The sequence below is a fragment of the Bacillus sp. IS1 genome (assembly GCF_032461585.1).
GTDB lineage: Bacteria > Bacillota > Bacilli > Bacillales > Bacillaceae > Bacillus > Bacillus velezensis.
Genome location: NZ_JAWCWR010000002.1, coordinates 723192 through 741341, shown reverse-complemented (window position 1 = coordinate 741341; position 18150 = coordinate 723192). Strand labels below are relative to the sequence as shown.

21 protein-coding genes are annotated in these 18150 nt (G+C 47.7%); 6 read left to right on the top strand and 15 right to left on the bottom strand.

The window, feature by feature from the left end; all coding sequences use genetic code 11:
- The first annotated feature begins 7 nt into the window (after positions 1 to 7).
- Positions 8 to 439, top strand: coding sequence for a helix-turn-helix domain-containing protein (locus RUW00_RS11765; RefSeq protein ID WP_003151674.1), 432 nt, complete (start codon positions 8 to 10; stop codon positions 437 to 439).
- 80 nt (positions 440 to 519) lie between these two features.
- Positions 520 to 837, top strand: coding sequence for a catDE operon transcriptional regulator CatR (gene catR, locus RUW00_RS11760; protein ID WP_007613812.1), 318 nt, complete (start codon positions 520 to 522; stop codon positions 835 to 837).
- Between the two features lie 97 nt (positions 838 to 934).
- On the opposite strand, the gene RUW00_RS11755 is transcribed toward catR, so the two are convergent.
- From RUW00_RS11755 to RUW00_RS11715, 9 genes are all read right to left on the bottom strand, one after another.
- Complete coding sequence (locus tag RUW00_RS11755; RefSeq protein WP_014418896.1) at positions 935 to 2338, bottom strand: sensor histidine kinase; 1404 nt, start codon at positions 2336 to 2338, stop codon at positions 935 to 937.
- Positions 2329 to 2991, bottom strand: coding sequence for a response regulator transcription factor (locus tag RUW00_RS11750; protein WP_280144632.1), 663 nt, complete (start codon positions 2989 to 2991; stop codon positions 2329 to 2331). The genes RUW00_RS11755 and RUW00_RS11750 overlap by 10 nt, the downstream gene beginning before the upstream one ends.
- Before the next feature lie 21 nt (positions 2992 to 3012).
- Positions 3013 to 3786, bottom strand: a complete 774-nt coding sequence (locus RUW00_RS11745) for a lantibiotic immunity ABC transporter MutG family permease subunit (RefSeq protein ID WP_022553800.1) — start codon at positions 3784 to 3786, stop codon at positions 3013 to 3015.
- Positions 3783 to 4517 carry a lantibiotic immunity ABC transporter MutE/EpiE family permease subunit gene (locus RUW00_RS11740; RefSeq protein ID WP_022553801.1) on the bottom strand — a complete coding sequence of 245 codons (735 nt, stop codon included), beginning with the start codon at positions 4515 to 4517 and terminating at the stop codon, positions 3783 to 3785. The genes RUW00_RS11745 and RUW00_RS11740 overlap by 4 nt, the downstream gene beginning before the upstream one ends.
- Positions 4514 to 5227 carry a lantibiotic protection ABC transporter ATP-binding protein gene (locus RUW00_RS11735; protein ID WP_022553802.1) on the bottom strand — a complete coding sequence of 238 codons (714 nt, stop codon included), beginning with the start codon at positions 5225 to 5227 and terminating at the stop codon, positions 4514 to 4516. The genes RUW00_RS11740 and RUW00_RS11735 overlap by 4 nt, the downstream gene beginning before the upstream one ends.
- A 110-nt stretch (positions 5228 to 5337) precedes the next feature.
- The gene (locus RUW00_RS11730; RefSeq protein ID WP_021494139.1) at positions 5338 to 6015 is read right to left on the bottom strand and encodes an ABC transporter permease; all 678 of its coding nucleotides are present in this window, start codon (positions 6013 to 6015) and stop codon (positions 5338 to 5340) included.
- An 18-nt stretch (positions 6016 to 6033) separates the two neighbouring features.
- Positions 6034 to 6951, bottom strand: a complete 918-nt coding sequence (locus RUW00_RS11725) for an osmoprotectant ABC transporter substrate-binding protein (RefSeq protein WP_022553803.1) — start codon at positions 6949 to 6951, stop codon at positions 6034 to 6036.
- A gap of 14 nt (positions 6952 to 6965) precedes the next feature.
- A complete protein-coding gene (locus RUW00_RS11720; RefSeq protein ID WP_017418898.1) occupies positions 6966 to 7619 on the bottom strand; it encodes an ABC transporter permease in 654 nt (217 codons plus the stop codon).
- A 16-nt stretch (positions 7620 to 7635) separates the two neighbouring features.
- The gene (locus tag RUW00_RS11715) at positions 7636 to 8781 is read right to left on the bottom strand and encodes a betaine/proline/choline family ABC transporter ATP-binding protein (RefSeq protein ID WP_014418902.1); all 1146 of its coding nucleotides are present in this window, start codon (positions 8779 to 8781) and stop codon (positions 7636 to 7638) included.
- 285 nt (positions 8782 to 9066) lie between these two features.
- Here RUW00_RS11715 and RUW00_RS11710 point away from each other — a divergent pair, with 285 nt between their 5' ends.
- Positions 9067 to 9600: a GbsR/MarR family transcriptional regulator gene (locus RUW00_RS11710; RefSeq protein WP_003151660.1), complete on the top strand. Its 534-nt coding sequence runs from the start codon at positions 9067 to 9069 to the stop codon at positions 9598 to 9600.
- A 33-nt stretch (positions 9601 to 9633) separates the two neighbouring features.
- Here the strand turns inward: RUW00_RS11710 and opuCD are convergent, their stop codons facing one another.
- From opuCD to opuCA, 4 genes are read right to left on the bottom strand one after another with little or no spacing between them, the layout of a single operon-like run.
- Positions 9634 to 10308, bottom strand: a complete 675-nt coding sequence (opuCD, locus tag RUW00_RS11705) for a glycine betaine/carnitine/choline/choline sulfate ABC transporter permease OpuCD (protein ID WP_012118473.1) — start codon at positions 10306 to 10308, stop codon at positions 9634 to 9636.
- Between the two features lie 17 nt (positions 10309 to 10325).
- Positions 10326 to 11219 (bottom strand): osmoprotectant ABC transporter substrate-binding lipoprotein OpuCC, encoded by an 894-nt coding sequence (opuCC, locus tag RUW00_RS11700; protein ID WP_089072489.1) that lies wholly within the window; start codon positions 11217 to 11219, stop codon positions 10326 to 10328.
- Positions 11220 to 11256: 37 nt separating this feature from the next.
- Positions 11257 to 11910: an ABC transporter permease gene (locus RUW00_RS11695; protein WP_280144633.1), complete on the bottom strand. Its 654-nt coding sequence runs from the start codon at positions 11908 to 11910 to the stop codon at positions 11257 to 11259.
- 20 nt (positions 11911 to 11930) lie between these two features.
- The gene (opuCA, locus tag RUW00_RS11690; protein WP_003151651.1) at positions 11931 to 13070 is read right to left on the bottom strand and encodes an osmoprotectant ABC transporter ATP-binding protein OpuCA; all 1140 of its coding nucleotides are present in this window, start codon (positions 13068 to 13070) and stop codon (positions 11931 to 11933) included.
- Positions 13071 to 13330: 260 nt separating this feature from the next.
- On the opposite strand from opuCA, the gene RUW00_RS11685 reads away from it, so the two are divergent.
- Entirely contained in the window at positions 13331 to 13888 is a 558-nt protein-coding gene (locus RUW00_RS11685; protein ID WP_014418904.1) for a GbsR/MarR family transcriptional regulator, read from the top strand.
- A gap of 20 nt (positions 13889 to 13908) precedes the next feature.
- On the opposite strand, the gene RUW00_RS11680 is transcribed toward RUW00_RS11685, so the two are convergent.
- Positions 13909 to 14541 carry an NAAT family transporter gene (locus RUW00_RS11680; protein WP_025649294.1) on the bottom strand — a complete coding sequence of 211 codons (633 nt, stop codon included), beginning with the start codon at positions 14539 to 14541 and terminating at the stop codon, positions 13909 to 13911.
- 434 nt (positions 14542 to 14975) lie between these two features.
- On the opposite strand from RUW00_RS11680, the gene RUW00_RS11675 reads away from it, so the two are divergent.
- Positions 14976 to 15686, top strand: coding sequence for a hypothetical protein (locus tag RUW00_RS11675; RefSeq protein WP_014418906.1), 711 nt, complete (start codon positions 14976 to 14978; stop codon positions 15684 to 15686).
- Positions 15687 to 15726: 40 nt separating this feature from the next.
- Here the strand turns inward: RUW00_RS11675 and RUW00_RS11670 are convergent, their stop codons facing one another.
- Positions 15727 to 17505, bottom strand: a complete 1779-nt coding sequence (locus RUW00_RS11670; RefSeq protein WP_159354597.1) for a zinc ribbon domain-containing protein — start codon at positions 17503 to 17505, stop codon at positions 15727 to 15729.
- Between the two features lie 132 nt (positions 17506 to 17637).
- Here RUW00_RS11670 and RUW00_RS11665 point away from each other — a divergent pair, with 132 nt between their 5' ends.
- On the top strand, positions 17638 to 18099 hold the full coding sequence (locus RUW00_RS11665; protein WP_280144634.1) for a GNAT family N-acetyltransferase: 462 nt from the start codon (positions 17638 to 17640) through the stop codon (positions 18097 to 18099).
- Positions 18100 to 18150 lie beyond the last annotated feature (51 nt).

Sequence of the window (18150 nt, the reverse complement as noted above, 5' to 3'; positions counted from 1 at the left end):
GATCTTATTGAACACATTCGGAAAGCAATTAAGAGAGCTGCGCCGCGCCCGGAAGCTTACCGTCAATCAGCTTGCCGTCTATTCCGGTGTCAGCTCGGCGACCATTTCCAGAATTGAAAACGGGCACCGCGGCATTCCTAAACCCGCGACCATCAGAAAATTGGCGGACACATTAAAAATTCCGTACGAGGAGTTAATGGCGCGGGCCGGACACATCAAGGCATTTCAGGAGGAAATCCGCGAAACATCCGAAAGCTATCAATCCATCTGCGCCATCTATCAGACCGCCGTTGACAGAGGCGCGGAGCATCTGCCGCTGTTTGACAGCAAAAAGTGGCAGCACTTCACAAAAGAAGATATTGAAAGCGTCAGCAAATACTTTGATTTTATCGCGGCTGAAGCGAAAAAGCGCTCCCCGGATTCCTCATCCTCTTTTTGATTCCCTCCCAACTTAACGAGCGCCAGACATACGTTCCCTCCGATTTTGCGGTATAATAGCAGAAGACGAGGTGAAAAAGCATGAACCAATCAGAAATGTGCCCCAGATTCGAAAAAGCGGTCGACATCCTAAGTAAACGCTGGGTGGCTCTAATCGTCTTTCAGTTATTGAACGGACAGCAGCGATTTAGCGAAATTGAAGCGGCGCTTCCGAATTTAAGCGGAAGAGTCTTGTCAGAACGTCTGAAAGAACTTGAAACAGAAGGTGTCATCAAACGGGATGTTATCCCCGAAACGCCTGTCCGCATTGAGTATTCATTAACGGAAAAAGGCTGCGCATTAGCCCCTATTTTAGAGGAAATTTCCAAGTGGTCTTCACAATGGATTGATCCTTCCTGATAAACTCTTTTCCGCATAAGCGGCTGATCTCTCAAACGGGCAGCCGTTTTTATTTTTGCCTTTCTCAAAGAAACATGGAAACAGAAAAAACAAGCCCTCATACGTGCAGGGCTTGTTTTTGTCTGACGCCTTCCAGCGGAATTCGAATCTCCGCCCGGGCTCCTCCAGACTCCTGATTTTCAAGTATTAATTCGCCGTGGTGAAGATGTACGACATGATGGGCGAATGTAAGCCCCATGCCGTGATGCCCCGCCGAATGTCTGCTTTTATCCTCCGTGTAAAAAAGCTGTGTCGCTCTTTTCAGCGCTTCCGGCGAGAACCCGCTTCCGCTGTCGGATACGGCAAGATGGAGGGCGGAATCGGTGCACAGGACGTCCACACGGATTTCTCCTCCTTCCGGCGTATAGTCGACGGCATTTGCCGCGATATTCATGACCGCCCTGTGGAGCAGCTCATGATCGATCGGCGCTTCTTTTCGGTCACTTCCCCGTTCGCTGAGGACGAGATCAATCTGCTTCGGCCCCGCAAGCGCCGCCGCGTCACGATATATGTTTTGAATCCACTCTTTGAGGTCAGTATATTCCACATGAACGGCAACTGCCTCCTCCGCTTTGGAAAGCTGGATCAGCTGTCCGACATAATGCTCGATTTTGTTTCCGGCATCCAGAATATACTGCGCATATTCCGCCTGCTCCTCATCAGGCTCTGTTAACTGAAGCAGCTCGGCATTTCCTTTAATGATCGTTGCCGGAATTTTAATATCATGCGCAAGCGCGCCGATCTGTTCTTTCTTTATCCGCTCCGCCTCCCACTGCGCCGCCAGAGATGCTTGAAGCGCGTCTTTCATTTTCAGCAGAGAGTCAATGACATCGTCAAATTCTTTTATACGCGACCTTTTTGGATTGATATTTAAATTCTGTTTTTGAATGCTTGCCGTAATGGAGCTGAGTGTGCTGAAATGCCGTCTCAGCTGATTGGCGAAACGCGTCGTCACGATAAAAACGGTCAAAAGAAGCAAAGTGATCAGAATCGTAAGACCCGTCCATTCATAATTCGGCAGATAGCGCCTTAACAGCGGCGACTGAAATTCCGACCTGAGTGAATATTGGAGAACGCCGTATTCATCTTTCCGATTTATCACCATGAATCCTTTTTGAGCATAATTAAAATACGGCTGATGCTGAATCTTTTTTCTGGCGTTGGCCGCATCTTGTTCCGTCATCGTTCCTTTCGTCATCCGCTTTGTTTTTTTATCAAAAACGGCGTATGTCATACCTGCGGGGATCATATCTTCTGTTATCTTTTCCGCTGATTTCAGGCGGGGTTTGATCTGTTCCGCCTCATGCTCGCTGTAGTTTGCGGGCAGGATCGCTCCGGCATTCATGGCAATGGCATTTAAGGCGACACATAATGCCGCCACCCCCATCGTGCTCAGACACAGCGTGATGGTAAATTTGACAAGCTCTTTGCGGATGCTGGATTTTCCTTTTGCTATTCCCATTTGTATCCGACACCCCACACCGTTTTGATCGGATCAGCCCCGTGTTCTTTACATTTTTTCCGGATGGTTCTGATAAACTCCGTAATGGTTGAATAGAGCGCATCGCCGTCCAAGCCGTACACTTCCTCGTAAATCTGCTCCCGTGAGAATGTTCTGTTTTTATGCTGTGCCAGAAATTCAACGATTTTATATTCGTTTTTCGTAAGAGGCAGTTTCCGGTCATCCATCCACACTTCTTTATTGTCAAAATCAAACATGAAGCCTGATATCAGCCGTTTCGTCTGATGCTTCTCACGCCGTTCCCTTCTGACATGCGCGTTTACCCTTGCCATCAATTCCTGTACGCCGAACGGCTTTGTGATGTAATCATCAGCGCCTGTCATGAGGCCTTTCACAATGGATTCTTCGTCAGACTTTGCCGTTAAAAACAGGATCGGGCTGTCCACCAGCGGCCGAATCCGCCGGCAGAGTTCAATCCCGTCCGTTCCGGGCATCATGACATCGAGAAGAATCAAATCATAGCCTTGAAAAAAATCCAATGACTGATCCTCCGCTTTTTCCAGAATCGTTACTGTATGCTGATCACGCTGTAAAATGTTTCTGATCAGAACGAGAATATCTTTTTCATCATCAATTGCTAAAATGTATGCCACCGGCTGAATCGCTCCTTGCCTTTATTCATATGAACGCCGCCCTTCCCATCTTCTGCACCAAAAGAGGCCGGCCAGACATAATATCACTATAGAAAAATATAACATTATTTCTCCGAATCTCATATCGTATCTTACATAAGGGAGGAACTCTTTTTTGACTTTGTCAAAATGCAGCAGTCCTGCAAGGCCTGAAAGCCGCACGCTCCATCCCCACGGGAAAAAACGCCAGATGATATCGCCAAGTCCCGTATTCATGAGCGCCGCCATTAATAATCCCGCACCCCCTAAAAGTCCGGACGGTCCCATGCCGTACTTTACGCCGACAAAAAAAGACATCATATAAAGCGGAATACTGCCGGCAATCAGCCACGCCCCTCCTTTTAAAAACGTAAGATAGGGGAGATCATTGATGTGAAGAACAAATTTCATCCCCGCCAAATAAAGACAGATGACAAGACCTATCGATAACACATTCAACAGCAGCAATAGAAGCAGCTTGCCCGCAAAACTGACGATTTTCGAATACGGAACCGCCAGCATCATCTGAAAATGGCCCGCCTGTTCCTCGACGGAGGCAGACATGCCGCAGACAATACTGATGATGAAAGGGTATAAAACGGCAATCGCGCTGAAGAAGACGCTGTACAGCACATAAGGCTCCTGAATCCTTCCATACATCATATATAACAGGAAAAATCCCGCGCATACGGCCGGCGCCGCAACATGCATCCATATGAGCGGCGTGCGCTTCATTTTTAATACATCGGCCCACATATATCGTAAAAGCACGGTCATGACCGGTTTCCCCCTTTTGAAAAAGACACTGCGGAAACAAAACTTATCGCGATAAAAGAAAGAATAGAAAGAATAATAGCCGGAATGATCACGTTTCCGTTTAATAAGCCGCTGTCTGCGGGAAGCGGAATTCCGTTCGGATGGATCCCAAGAATCGGTGACATCACCCGGACTGACCAGCTCCATGGGCTCAGCCACCACAATGAACCGGACGCCGGCACAATACCCAAAACAAAAGCGGCGATCATATTCACGAGAATGACTGCCGTAAATCCGAACTGTCTGGCAATCCATAAGCAGAACGGAATTTCCCAAAGCGTCGTCAGCCATAAAAGGGAGCCTGCTTCAACGCCTTTCAGCTGCAGCGCAGCAATTCCCGGAAATACAAGGCCAAGTAAAAACATGATGATGAAAAAAACGATTTGCGACAGGAGTGAATACAGCGCGATCAAGCTTATTTTTGAGAGCCATATGCTTTTTAAATCTGCCGGCAATGAGTACACCGCGCGGTCATTCGCAGATTTTTTCTCTTTTTTAACAGATAAACCGCACATTAGAGCAATCATGAGCGGCATGAAAATAACCGCCCACCAATTGAACGTGCCCGTCATAAAATAAGCCGTATTCAGCAGAAAAGAAAAAGCCGTGTTCAGAAGCGGAATCAGAATGATGAGCTTTCTGATAAATGTTCTTTTAGATGTAAGATGTTCCGCCTGCATGTACTGAATCATTTTCCTGTCCCCGCTTTCTCCCGTGTTGATTTGACTACCTCCAGAAACAACTGCTCCAGATCATCTTCCCGGCTGATTTCTCCCTGATATCCTAAAACGCCGTCACTGATGATCCCGATATGGTCTGCGATCTGCTCGACTTCTGATAACAGATGGCTTGATAAAATAACCGTCATGCCCTGTCCGGGGAGGGAGCGGATAAATTCCCGCAAATCCTGAATTCCCATCGGGTCCAATCCGTTTGTCGGCTCATCAAGAATTAAGAGCGACGGACGGCTTAATAATGCTAACGCAATGCCGAGACGCTGTTTCATTCCCATGGAAAATTGTCCGGCGCGCTTTTTTCCGGTTCCCGTTAATCCCGTGATTTCCAGCACTTCCGCAATTCTTGAATCAGGCAGTCCGAGCATCACGCAGCGGACTTTCAGATTTTCAGCGGCTGTCAGGTTGCTGTAAAGCGGCGGCGCTTCAATCAGGGAACCGATGCTTTTCAAGTCTTCGCGCTTCCATGTATGTCCGTCGAACAGGACCTCGCCGGATGTTTGCTGCAGCATGCCGGTCAATATTTTAAGTGTTGTTGATTTTCCCGCGCCGTTCGGACCGAGCAGGCCGTATATACTGTTGCGTTTTACTGATAGAGACACATCAGCCACTGCCTGTTGTCTGCCGAATGATTTTTGCAGCTGTCTCGTTTCTATGATGTTGCTCATTTGATTACCCCTCTGCTTTGTTATTTGATAAGTAAGACTTTACAGCGCAGTTATCAAAATTTAATCAAGAAATCAAAAAAAGCATCCTTCTCGCGGAAGAATGCTTTTTTTCATGAGGCTGAGCGTACGATCAGCTTTCTTTTTTGTTTTTTCACCGGGCTGAGGGCTCGTTCCAGCCACGCCATCAGCAGGTCTGCGGCTACCGCCATCAGCGCGGTCGGGATGGCGCCCGCCAGAATAATGGCGGTTCCGTTTGTCGCGTTCGACCCTCTGACGATCATATCGCCGAGGCCGCCAGCCCCGACGAAGGTGCCGATCGCCGTGATGCCTATGGCAATGACGAGCGCCGTTCGGAGACCCGCCATAATGACGGAAAGCGCAAGCGGCAGCTCCACCATACGAAGGATTTGGTATTTCGTCATGCCCATCGCTTTTCCCGACTCGAGATAAGCGTGCTCGATATTGATAATGCCCGTGTGCGTATTTCTGAGAATCGGCAGCAGGGAATACAAAAACAAAGCCGTGATGACCGTATTGGCGCCGAGTCCCATGACAAGCATCAGGACGGCGAGCATCGCCAGCGCCGGAACGGTTTGAATCACATTCGCCACAGCAAACACCCAGCCGGAGAGACGCCCGTGCCTTGCTGTCACAATTCCGGCCGGAATGGCGAAAACGGCGGCGAAAACGACGCCGTACGCCGACATGAGAAAGTGCCGCCAGCACTCATACAGAACATAGCTGCCGTTTTGAGCGTAATACGTAAACAGCTCCTTCATCGTGTCCATCCGCACATCTCCTTTCCGTTATTCAAAGTAATGATGTTTTTCTAAATATTCCTTGGCCACGACGGACGGCTCTTTTAATCGGCCGTCAACTTCGTAATTCATTTTCTGCATCATCTTTGTATCAATCGCGCCGATCATTTTATTGATCACGCCCTCCAGTTCGGGATGCTCTTTTAATACTTGATCCGGAACGACGGGTGAACAGTCATACGGAGGAAAGAACCGCTTATCATCCTTCAGCGTTTTCAGTCCGTAAGCGATGATTCTTCCGTCGGTGGAATAAGCGAGCGCGATATCCATCTTTCTGCTTTTCAGCGCGTCGTAAACGAGGCCGATCTGCATCGGATACGTGCCTTCAAATGACATTCCGTATGTGTTCATAAAATCCTGATATCCGTTGCCTCTCAGCTTCATCCAGTAGTTATCTACGCCGAATTTCAGATGAGACGCTTCTTTTTTGACATCGGATACCGATTCTAAATGGTACTTGCGGGCAAGCTGTCCGGAAACGGTAAAGACGTATGTATTATCAAAGCCGTAAGAATCAAACCATTTCATGTCATATCTGTTTTGAAATTCACGCTGAACGAGCCGCAGCGCTTTGTCCGGGTCTTTTTCCGGCTCCATGCGAAGCGTCCCGGTCAGCGCGTCACCTGTATAGCGCGTAGCGGCGATATCAATATCACCGTTGATCAAGGATTGCTGCTGTACGGCGTTGGAACCGAGATTTTTAATAACGGATGTTTTCAACCCGCTGTGATGTTCGATCATCTGTCCGAGCATGCTCGCGATAATTTCTGATTCGGTCATGCTTTGCGCGCCGATTTTAATGGTATCCTCCGATGCGGCGCTCAATCCCGGGAGCGAGCATCCGCCAAGGAGCAGCATGCCGATACAGGCGATTGCGAGCAGCCGTTTTTTGCATCTATTCCCCATGAGAGACCTCCTCCTTATGAAGCATCCTTTATGCTCTTCAGCCCGTCAGGCGTGACTTTCCGTTCTGTCATCCCCAGCATGTAATCGACGGCGGCCGCCAGCACTGTGACCGGAACGGCGCCTGCGATAATATACTCCGGCTGATAAAGGTTCAAGCCGATAAAAATGTAATCTCCCAGCCCGCCTCCGCCGATAAAGGAGGCGAGCGTCGCCCAGCCGATTAAATAAATCGAAGACGTTCTGATGCCCGCCATGATGACCGGAGCGGCAAGCGGGAGCTCTACAAGCCTGATCTGCTCCCATGCCGTCATGCCGATTCCTTTTCCCGATTCCAGAAGATGCCGATTGACGCCGAGAATCCCCGTATACGTGTTTCTGAGAATCGGCAGCATGGAATAGAAAAACAGCGCCGCAACGGCCGGGACCTTTCCTACGCCTAAAAGCGGAATAAAAAACGCAAGAATGGCAAGGCTCGGCAAGGTTTGAATGATGTTGACGATGCCGATGACGGCGCCGGCTCCTCTTTTCATCCTCGTCAGCAGGACGCCGAGCGGAACGGCGGCGAGAATGCCCGCCATGACGGCGATTAATGAGATGTACAGATGCTCCCATGTTTTATAAAGCATCTCTCCTCCATTTGCCTGTAAAAATTGCACGGTCTGATTCATATCAATTGAAGCCTCCTCATGACATCACCGCGAGCTGATTCTCTTCTCCCCAGATGGAGTCATAGACGATGTCAACGAGGCTTGCCCTTGTCACGATTCCCGTTAATCGGCCGGCTTCATCAAGGACCGGCACAAATTTCATGCCTCTTTTTAAAATTTTATGGACGGCGTCGCGGAGCAGAGTGCCGCTTCTGACCGTGTACAGATCCCGTTCAAGCACTTCCGCGACGGTTACCGCCTGTCTTCGTTTGCGGTCAATCATCTCCACATCGACATAACCTTGGAGAACGTTCTTTTCATCAATGACGAGCAGCGAATCCACCCGCTCGGCACGCATCAGCTGAATGGCGGCTGACAGTGTTTTCTCAGGTGTTACCGTCACGGGATCGGGATTCATGATCTGCTCCACCCGTTCAATATCAGGGCTGGATGATTGGATCAGCCGTTCCTTGCCGATAAACTCCTCAACAAATTCATTCGCCGGAAATCTGAGAATCTCATCAGGCGTTCCGGCCTGGACGATTTCTCCCGCTTTCAGAATGACGATTCTGTCCGCTAGCTTGATGGCTTCATCCATATCATGGGTAACAAATACGATGGTTTTATGTAAGGTTTTTTGCAGTTTTTTAAATTCTTCCTGAAGGGAATCTCTCGTAATCGGGTCAAGCGCCCCGAACGGTTCATCCATTAAGATGAGCGGCGGCTCTGCGGCAAGTGCCCGTAATACACCTATTCGCTGCTGCTGTCCTCCGCTCAGTTCATGAGGGTAACGGTCTAAATATTCAGGCCCCATATCAACGAGCTTTAAAAGCTCCCGCGCCCGTTCCTTCCGTTTTTCGGCAGGATGCTTTAAAAGCTTCGGAACGAGCGTAATGTTCTGCTGAATGGTCATATGCGGAAACAGCCCGATCTGCTGGATGACATAGCCGATGCTTCTTCTGAGTTCCACCGGGTCTTGTTCCATAATGTTTCGGCCTTCTATCAGGATTCTGCCTTCTGTCGGTTCAATTAAGCGGTTGATCATTTTCATCGTCGTCGTTTTACCGCAGCCGCTCGGTCCGATAAAACAAATAAATTCGCCTTTGGCGATATTCAGGTTGATGCTGTTGACGGCTTTTTTCCCGCCTTTATACATTTTCGAGACATTTTCTAATGTCAGCAAACACTCACACCTCCATGATTAAGTTTATTCAATTCGTTAAATTCAAATTTAACTTTTCAGACAATTGAACGTTTCCCATTATAAATTAAACTTTGTAAATTAAAAAGTTTACAATTTGTCCATATTATATATAAAGGTTGTGTAAGCACTGATTAACCCGTATTGACCGGCAAAGTTCTTCTTATTGCTCCGGATTACTGCCAAATTCTCTCGGAAGAGCATTTCCGCCGGTTTAAAAATGTGGTATATTGACATCGGAATTGCTGACTGAAAGGATTGAAACTGTTGGAGAAAGATCCGTTACACGTAATCGAACAAGCTGAAGATCATTTGATAGAACGAATCGCTGAAAATATGCATACATTCGGAATGCCCGCGACGGTGGGGCGCATTTTAGGCATTATTTATATGAACCGCAAGCCGATGACCTTAACTGAATTATCAGAAGCGACCGGCATGAGCAAGACGAGAATGAGCCAGGCGGTCCGTGAAATGCTTGACGTCAATCTGGCGGAAAAAGTGTTTGAAAAAGGCGTCCGCAAAGATTTATACGACGTCGAGCAGGATTATTACCAAACCTTTATTACGCTGTTTACGGCCACATGGAGCAAGGTCGTCAGCAAAAATAAAATGATGCATAAAAAGCTGAACCGCGAACTGACAGCCGTCCTTGAAAACGGCGTGCCGGAAGAAGCTGAGGAAAAAATCAACGAACTGCTGAAAGAATTAAAGGATTGGCTTGATTACTACAACTGGATCAGCCGCCTGATCGAGTTTTTTGAAAGCGAAGAAATTTTCAAGCATGTTCCGAAGCCATAAGAAAAAAACGCCCTGACCCGCAAGGCGTTTTTTTCATGCCGCATTCGGCGCTTTGGTTCGTTTTTTCTTTCTCACCGGACTCAGCGCCCGCTCCAGCCATGCCATCACAAGATCTGCGATAACGGCCATCAGCGCTGTCGGAATGGCGCCGGCCAAAATAATCGCGGTTCCGTTCGTGGCGTTTGAGCCCCTGACAATGATGTCACCGAGTCCGCCCGCGCCGACAAACGTACCGATTGCCGTAATGCCGATCGCGATGACGAGCGCCGTCCGCAGCCCCGCCATGATGACGGAAAGCGCAAGCGGCAGCTCCACCATGCGGAGCACCTGAAATTTGGTCATGCCCATCGCTTTTCCCGATTCAAGATAAGCGTGTTCAATGCTGGCGATTCCCGTGTACGTATTCCGGATGATCGGAAGAAGCGAATATAAAAACAGCGACAATATCACCGTATTGGCGCCGAGCCCCATGACGAGCATCAGCACCGCAAGCATCGCAAGCGCCGGCACGGTCTGAATCACGTTTGTCACCGCGAATACCCAGCCGCTTAATGTTCTGTGCCTGGCAATGAAGATGCCGAGCGGAACCCCGACGATCGCCGCAAATAAAACGCCGTATACCGACATGAGAAAATGGCGGTAAAACTCCTGAAGCACATAGGCGCCGTTTTGAGAATAATAAGTGCCGAGCTGCTGCAGCACTTCCATTTGCCCCACCTCATTTCTTATTCAAAATAATGATGTTTCTCTAAAAATTCTTTAGCGACGACGGACGGTTCTTTCAGCTTGCCGTCCACCTCGTAATTCAATCCCTGCATCGTTTCCGTATCAATTTTGCCGATCAGTTTATTCACAATGCCCTTCAGTTCAGGATGCTGCTTCAGCACGCTGTCGGGAATGACCGGCGAACAGTCATACGGCGGGAAAAACTGCTTGTCGTCTTTTAAAATTTTCAGATCGTACGCTTTGATCCGTCCGTCCGTTGAATAGGCGAGGACGGCATCCATTTTCCCGTTTTTCACGGCATCGTATACAAGTCCGATCTGCATCGGATAGGTTGTGCCGAATTCAAAGCCGTACGTGTCGGTAAAGCCTTTATAGCCGTCACCTTTTCTTTTCAGCCACGCATTGTCTACACCGAGCTTAAATTGATCGGCATGCTTCTTAATGTCGGACACTTTGTCTAAATGGTCTTTTTCCGCAAGCTCTTTCGTGACGGTAAAAGCGTATGTGTTCTCAAATCCGTAAGAATCAAACCATTTGTAATGGAAGCGTTTCTCAAATTCCTTCTGGACGATGGCTAATGCTTTTTTCGGGTCTTTTTCCGCTTCCATGCCGAGGGTGCTCGTTAAATCCGTTCCCGAGTAGCGCGTCGCGGCGATATCGATTTCACCGCCGAGCATCGCCTGCTGCTGGACATAGTTCGATCCGAGGTTTTTAATTAATGCCGTATTCAAGTCTGTATTGTGTTCAATCATCTGTGCGATCATATTGGCGATAATTTCTGATTCCGTCATGCTTTGCGCCCCGATTTTGATCGTATCATCGGAAGCCCCGCTCAGGCCGGGAAGGGAACAGCCGCCTAGAAGCAGAGCAGCCGACAGCGCCAGTGCGCACATCCATCTCTTTTGGTTTTTTTTCAAAACAGCCAACTCCTTATGATACTTCCTTCAGTCCTTTCAGCCCTTTCGGCGTCACCTTCCGTTCCGTCGCCGCCAGCAGATAATCAATGATAATGGCTAAAATGGTGACGGGCACGGCGCCGCCGATAATATATTCAGGCTGATAGAGATTCAGGCCGATAAAAATATAGTCTCCGAGCCCGCCGCCCCCGATAAAGGAAGCAAGCGTCGCCCAGCCGATCAGATAAATGGTGGATGTGCGGATGCCCGCCATGATCACCGGAACCGCAAGCGGCAGTTCCACAAGCCTGATCTGCTCCCAGACCGTCATCCCGATGCCTTTTCCCGATTCCAGCAGATTTTTATTTACGCCTTGAATGCCGATATACGTGTTCCGGAGAATCGGCAGCACCGAATAGAAAAACAGCGCGACGATCGCGGGCACCTTTCCCACGCCTAACAGCGGGATAAAAAACGCCAGTATCGCGAGACTCGGCAAGGTCTGCACAATGTTGACGGCACCGATGACGGCGCCTGCGCCCTTTTTCATTCTCGTCAGCGCCACTCCGAGCGGAACGGCGACGACAATGCCTAATATGACGGCGATGATCGAAATGTATAAATGCTCCCACGTTTTATATAACAGTTCTCCGCCGTTCGTCTGCAAAAACTTGATCATTTCATTCATTGTAAGCGCTCCTCCCCTTGTCAGCCTGTCACCAGCTGGTCTTCCTCGCCCCAGATTGAATCGTAAACGATGTCGACAAGGCTCGCTCTCGTGACAATTCCGACTAAATGCCTTTGTTCATCAACGACGGGTACATATTTCATTCCGCGCTTTAAAATTTTGCGTACGGTATCACGCAGCAGTGTCCCCTGCTCGACCGTATACAGATCAGAGCGGAGCACGTCGCCGACGAGGCTCGCTTTTTTCCGGTTCTGATCAATGATTTCGACATCCACATATCCTTGCAGCACATTCAGATCATCAACGACAAGCAGGGAATCGACACGGTGTTCCCGCATCACCTGTATCGCCTGCGAAAGCGTTTTGTCCGCCGTAACGGTGACAGGCTTTTTGTTCATCATCTGCTCGACGCGTTCAATATCCGGTCTTGATTGCAATAACCGTTCTTTGCCGATAAATTCTTCGACAAACTCATTAGCCGGATTCCGGAGAATGTCATCAGGAGTGCCGGCCTGAACGATCTCTCCCGCTTTTAAAATGACGATCCGGTCAGCCAGCTTAATAGCTTCATCCATATCGTGTGTTACAAACACAATCGTTTTATTCAATGTTCTTTGCAGTTTTTTGAATTCTTCTTGAAGGGAATCCCGCGTAATCGGATCAAGCGCTCCGAACGGTTCATCCATGAGAATAAGAGGCGGTTCCGCTGCAAGGGCGCGCAGCACGCCGATTCTCTGTTGCTGTCCGCCGCTCAGCTCGTGAGGATAGCGGTCTAAATATTCCGGGCCCATATCGACGAGCTTCAAAAGCTCCCGTGCCCGTTCCTTCCGCTTTTGTTCCGGCCATTTCAGCAGTTTCGGCACGAGGGAAATGTTCTGCTGAATGGTCATATGAGGGAAAAGTCCGATCTGCTGAATGACGTAGCCGATTTTCCGTCTCAGCTCCACCGGGTCCTGCTCCATAATGTTTTCGCCATCGATAAAAATCTTTCCGGATGACGGCTCAATCAGTCTGTTAATCATTTTCATCGTCGTCGTTTTTCCGCAGCCGCTCGGCCCGATAAAACAAATAAACTCGCCTTTTTCGATATTTAAATCAATGCTGTTGACAGCTTTTTTTCCGCCTTTATAGACTTTCGATACATTTTCTAATCTCAGCAATCCGTGCACCTCCGAAGGGTTCCGTTATTTTTCTGAAAAGTATAATCTTTATTATAAGATGAAATTTGTAAAATAAAAAGTTTACAATGTGTTGAAATTATATACAATATACGTATTTTTTCATGTTATCCCGCTGACAATGCGGATGTTCTTACAATCGCTCCCGATAGCTCGCATATCCTGCCGCATCATCTTTTTCATCAACTGTAAAAAATATGATATATTGTCAGCATGAAAAGCCAGTGAAGGGATGATCAGCCGTGGAAAAAAACGCTCTTGATATCATCGGGCATGCTGAAGAGCATCTCATTGAGAGAATCGCCGAGAATATGCATACATTCGGAATGCCGGCCACACTTGGACGTGTGCTCGGTATTATTTATATGAACCGCAAGCCGATGACGTTAAATGAGCTGTCAGAGGCGACCGGGATGAGCAAAACGAGGATGAGCCAGGTGGTCCGCGAAATGACCGATGCCAATCTGGCTGAAAAAGTGTTTGAAAAAGGCGTTCGGAAAGACCTTTACGACGTCGAGCGTGATTATTACCAGACGTTTATCTCCCTGTTTACGGCAAATTGGACAAAGGCGGTCAGCAAAAACAAAATGCTCTATAAAAAGCTGAACCGTGAGCTGACTGAGCTTCTGGAATCGGAAAATCTCAGTCCCGATATTGAAGAAAAAGCCCGCCAGCTTTTGGATGAACTGACGGATTGGCTCCATTATTATGACTGGCTGAGCCGTTTGATAGAATTTTTTGAGAGTGAAGAAGTGTTTCAGCATGTGCCGAAAATAGAAAAAAGCAGCACCCGAAGATAACCGGGCGCTGCTTTTTTAAGTCAGGAAACCAATATCGGGAACATGCCTTTCAGACCGGCGCCGATCATGCCGATCGCCACCACCGCCAAAATCAGCCCCATCAGTCGGGTAATGACGTTCATTTCGGTTTTCCCGAGCTTATTGCTGATGAAAGATGAATAGTGAAAGAAGATAAACGTCATCGCGATGACGGCCGCAATGCCGATAAGCACGCTGATGTAATGGATGATGCCGCCATGGCCGGCCGATAGACTCATCACCGTCGCGATCGTACCGGGACCGGCGATAATCGGAATCGACAAAGGCGTCACGGATATATCGGCTTTCTCCTTGCTCTCCCCTTTCTCTTCATGATGGAGAGACTGTACATGAGATTTCTTCGCGTTCAGAAGATTATAAGCGATGCCGAAAATAAAAATGCCGCCCGCGATACGTAAGGCATGAATGTTAATGTCAAACAGTTTAAAGATCAGATGGCCGAAGATTAAAAAAGCCGCCAAGATGATAAACGACAGCACGGAAGCCTTGCGCGCAATCGCTGTCCGTTCTTTCTCCGAGTACCCTTCCGTCAGTGAAAGAAAAATCGGCACGTTTCCGATGGGATTGGAGACTGCAAACAGTGAAATGAAGACATGAATGATGAATGAAAACATGCGTACCTCCTTATGGCTTGCCGTTATTGAGTTATGTTTTGTTCTCCGCTGTTTCTTATGCATGGTTTTTACCCCGGGGTCTGCTTTTTATAACCTCAGCCGGACGATCCGGAAACAGAAAAAAACCGTCCTAAGGACGGTTTTTTTGTTTGCTATCTCCATAAGCCTTTTCCGAATTTCAACAGCCGATAAAGCATTTTCAATTTTTTTAGCATGCGTTAATTTCCTTTTTCACTCTGAATCAATGCGCCGAGAGACATGATATCTATCAGCTCCATTAAAATTCTACCATAATGGGTACTTTTTCTCTATTATCAATTCATAGAGAAAGTGATTTGTATATCTTTAGAAAACTCCGTTACATCCGCCCTATTTTCTTTTATAATGTAAATATTGAACAAAATCCCTATATTACTTGTAAAAGGAGTTTTAGAATGTATTGTTCTCAATGCGGCCATCATACTGATGGCGGAAAGTTTTGTGAAAAGTGCGGTGCGCCCCAGCCCGGGCAGGGAGGCGCAGGCCAAACGCAGGGCCAGGCCGCTCAGGCCGGCGCCGCCGCTAAGCAGGCTTCAAAGCAATTTGCCTTATTCGTGCTTGATGTGTTAAAGAGACCGTACCAAACATGTAAAACGACAGGCGGCGAACAGCTTGTCAGCAGCATCATCAACATGGTGCTTTTCTGCCTGGTGACGCCGATTATGTTTTATATTCTTCTATCAGACGGCTTTCGTGACGTCAGTTTTACCGCGGTTGTGATCAAACCGGCGCTTACCTTTGCATTATGCGTTTTCTGCCTGTATCTCTTGATTTTTATCGCTTTGAAGGCCGGCGGCGCGCAGGTGTCATTTAAAGATTCGCTGTCCAGATTCGGGGCCTTTTTGATTCCGTTTACAGCTATTTTGCTTCTTGCCCTTATTTTTATGCTGCTTCATACAACCGTTTGCTTCACCATTCTGGCTGTCGGTCTTTTAGGAGCGGCATTTGCCGTGCCTCCGCTCATGCTGGCGAGCTATCAGCATCAGCTCACTACTAAGGCGGATATCATTTATTCTGTTATCGTCATCTATTTGATCATTTGCGTAACGTTTCAATTCACGATCAAGCATTATATAAAAGAACTCATGAATTATTTCTTCTTTTAAAAACGGAAACCCCCGCCGCCTGATTGGCGCGGGGGTTTTTTTATTGAATGGATGTTAAATAAATTCTTCCGTCTTTAACAACGCCGCCATACGTCCAATTGTATGTTCTGAGCTTCGGACTGCCGCCGGCTTTCGTAATATAAAACTCCTCGTACGTGTGAATCGTCAAATGGGAGCCTTTCTGTGAAAAGCTTTTGACATTCACTTCATTAAATACTTCGGTCGTCCCCTCGCTGTGCAGTTTTTTGACCAATTTCTGCTGATCAGCATACAAAGGGCTCCCCTCTTCTAAATTGCCCGCCATGATGGCAAAATTGTTAAGGCTGACGGCGCTTGATTGATTTGTCAGGTAATCAGTCATAAACGATGTGACTTGCTCGTTTGTCACGCTGCCTGAAGCTGTATTTCCTTTGGATGATGCCCATGCGGATGTATAGGTTTTCGGCTGGTCGTTTTTTATTTTTTTTACATTTGTCCCGGAAGAATCTGAGGCAGGGTCAGCTTTTTCGAAAACCCATTTTTTATGTTTTGTATCATATGAGAGTACATAGTGAAAACTCGGCTCAGCCTCTTCCATATCAGGCTTCGTATTCCCGTCAAAATAAGCAGACTCATGAAGCTCTTTACCCGTAACAGTTACTTGCCAGCGGCCGTTCTCTTGAGAAATCGCAAATGAATCCAGATCAAAGCTTGTCTCTTTATACTGATCCTTCAAAAAGGTGCCGGAACTCTTCATGCCGGATACCACTTCTTTCGTCTGCTCTTTCCAGGCGGAACCAGCCTCGGTCATCTGATCAGTATTTCCGTCTGCCATCGCTTTTGTATACTGCTTCGTTGTTTTGACAATCGTGTCCATGATTGTTTGTTGTGTATCTTGATCCGGGATAAGCGTTAAGTCCACATCAGTACTGTTGATCGGAACATCGGCAGTTTTCATTTTCCCCCAAGGAAAATCAGCCTCCACGGCGGCTGTCATGGAACCGTCAGTTAAGAGCGGACCGTATGTAACGGATGTAAACGGATCTTTATGGACGGACTTGCCGTTTATCAGCAGATCGCCTTTCGCGCTTTTGAAGCTGTCTGCCGGAGTGAATGTCACATCCTCGGCGTCTAACGGCAGGTCAAACTCAACATTCCGGCTGCCGGCCGCCTCTGCCTCTTGCTTTTTGACAACGTCAACCGTCTCATTTTTAAGCTTGGCTTCCGCCGTGTAGACACCGGGTGCATACGGGCCGAAGATTTGGGTTTCATCGGCTTTTTTGACCGTACCTGTTTTCTCGCTGTTAATATAAAGATCGGCGCCTTTATAATTGCTTGTGACGCGGAAATAAACCGGATCGACTTTCAGTTCGTAATGGTCAAACAAAAGAAGGGTTTTTCCCTCTTTTTTGACGTATACCGCATCTTTTTCTGATGAATTGCCGCGAAGCGATGCCAGCAGTTCATCGTGTTTCTTTGCGTATGCAAGGAGCGGTTTGACATTGGTCTCATTCAGCTTCAGTTTTTTGTCTGAAGGAGTGAGCAGGGCTGCGAGCTTTTTCGTGTCCCCGTCATGAACCGCCTGTTCGAATTGATCTGTGAGCCTTTTTTCAGATGTCAGCCAGGCTCCGGTTTTATATGCGGCAATCAATAAGATCAGCGCTGCGGCAATGCCGCCCCATAGGAAGAGCGTTTTTTTAGGGATCGGCTTTCTCGGCTGTGATGCGGATTCAGCCGCCTGCCGCTCCAGCCGGCTTCCTTTCCCGATCGGTTTTCCGCATTCTTTACAGAAATGCGCCTCTTCGTTGTTCTGCTGGCCGCAATACTTACAAAAAAACATGACTTTCCTCCTATTCAATCTGCAAAAACTTGTATAACTTTTCCTATGTTTCATATTTTATAATAAAGTAGAATGATTTTGGAGTTATTTTGAAAAATAGCTGTCGATCATAACGGAGGAGGAGAAACGGACATGCAAAAACTGAGCATCCGAAAAGCCGCGGAGCCGGATGAAGCGCTGTATGAACTATTGCTGCTGGCCGATCCGTCGAAAGAGATTGTCGATGATTATCTTGTAAGAGGAGAATGCTATACGGCCTGGACGTCAGACGAGCTTGCAGGGGTCTTCGTCCTTTTGAAAACAAGACCAAAAACAGTAGAAATCGTCAATATTGCGGTGAAAGAATCAATGCACAACAATGGCATCGGCAGAAAGCTCATAGAAGAGGCCGTGAATAAGGCAAAACAAATGGGAGCGGCGACTATTGAAATTGGAACGGCAAACTCCAGTATAGGCCAGCTTGCCCTTTACCAAAAATGCGGCTTCAGACTTCAAGCCATCGACCATGATTTTTTCATCAGGCATTATGAAGAGGAGATTTTCGAAAACGGGATACAGTGCCGGGATATGATACGGCTTTATTTGGACCTTTAATAAAAGAACTGCCAATGATGCGATTAAACCCCGTTTTCGAGACAGGGATAA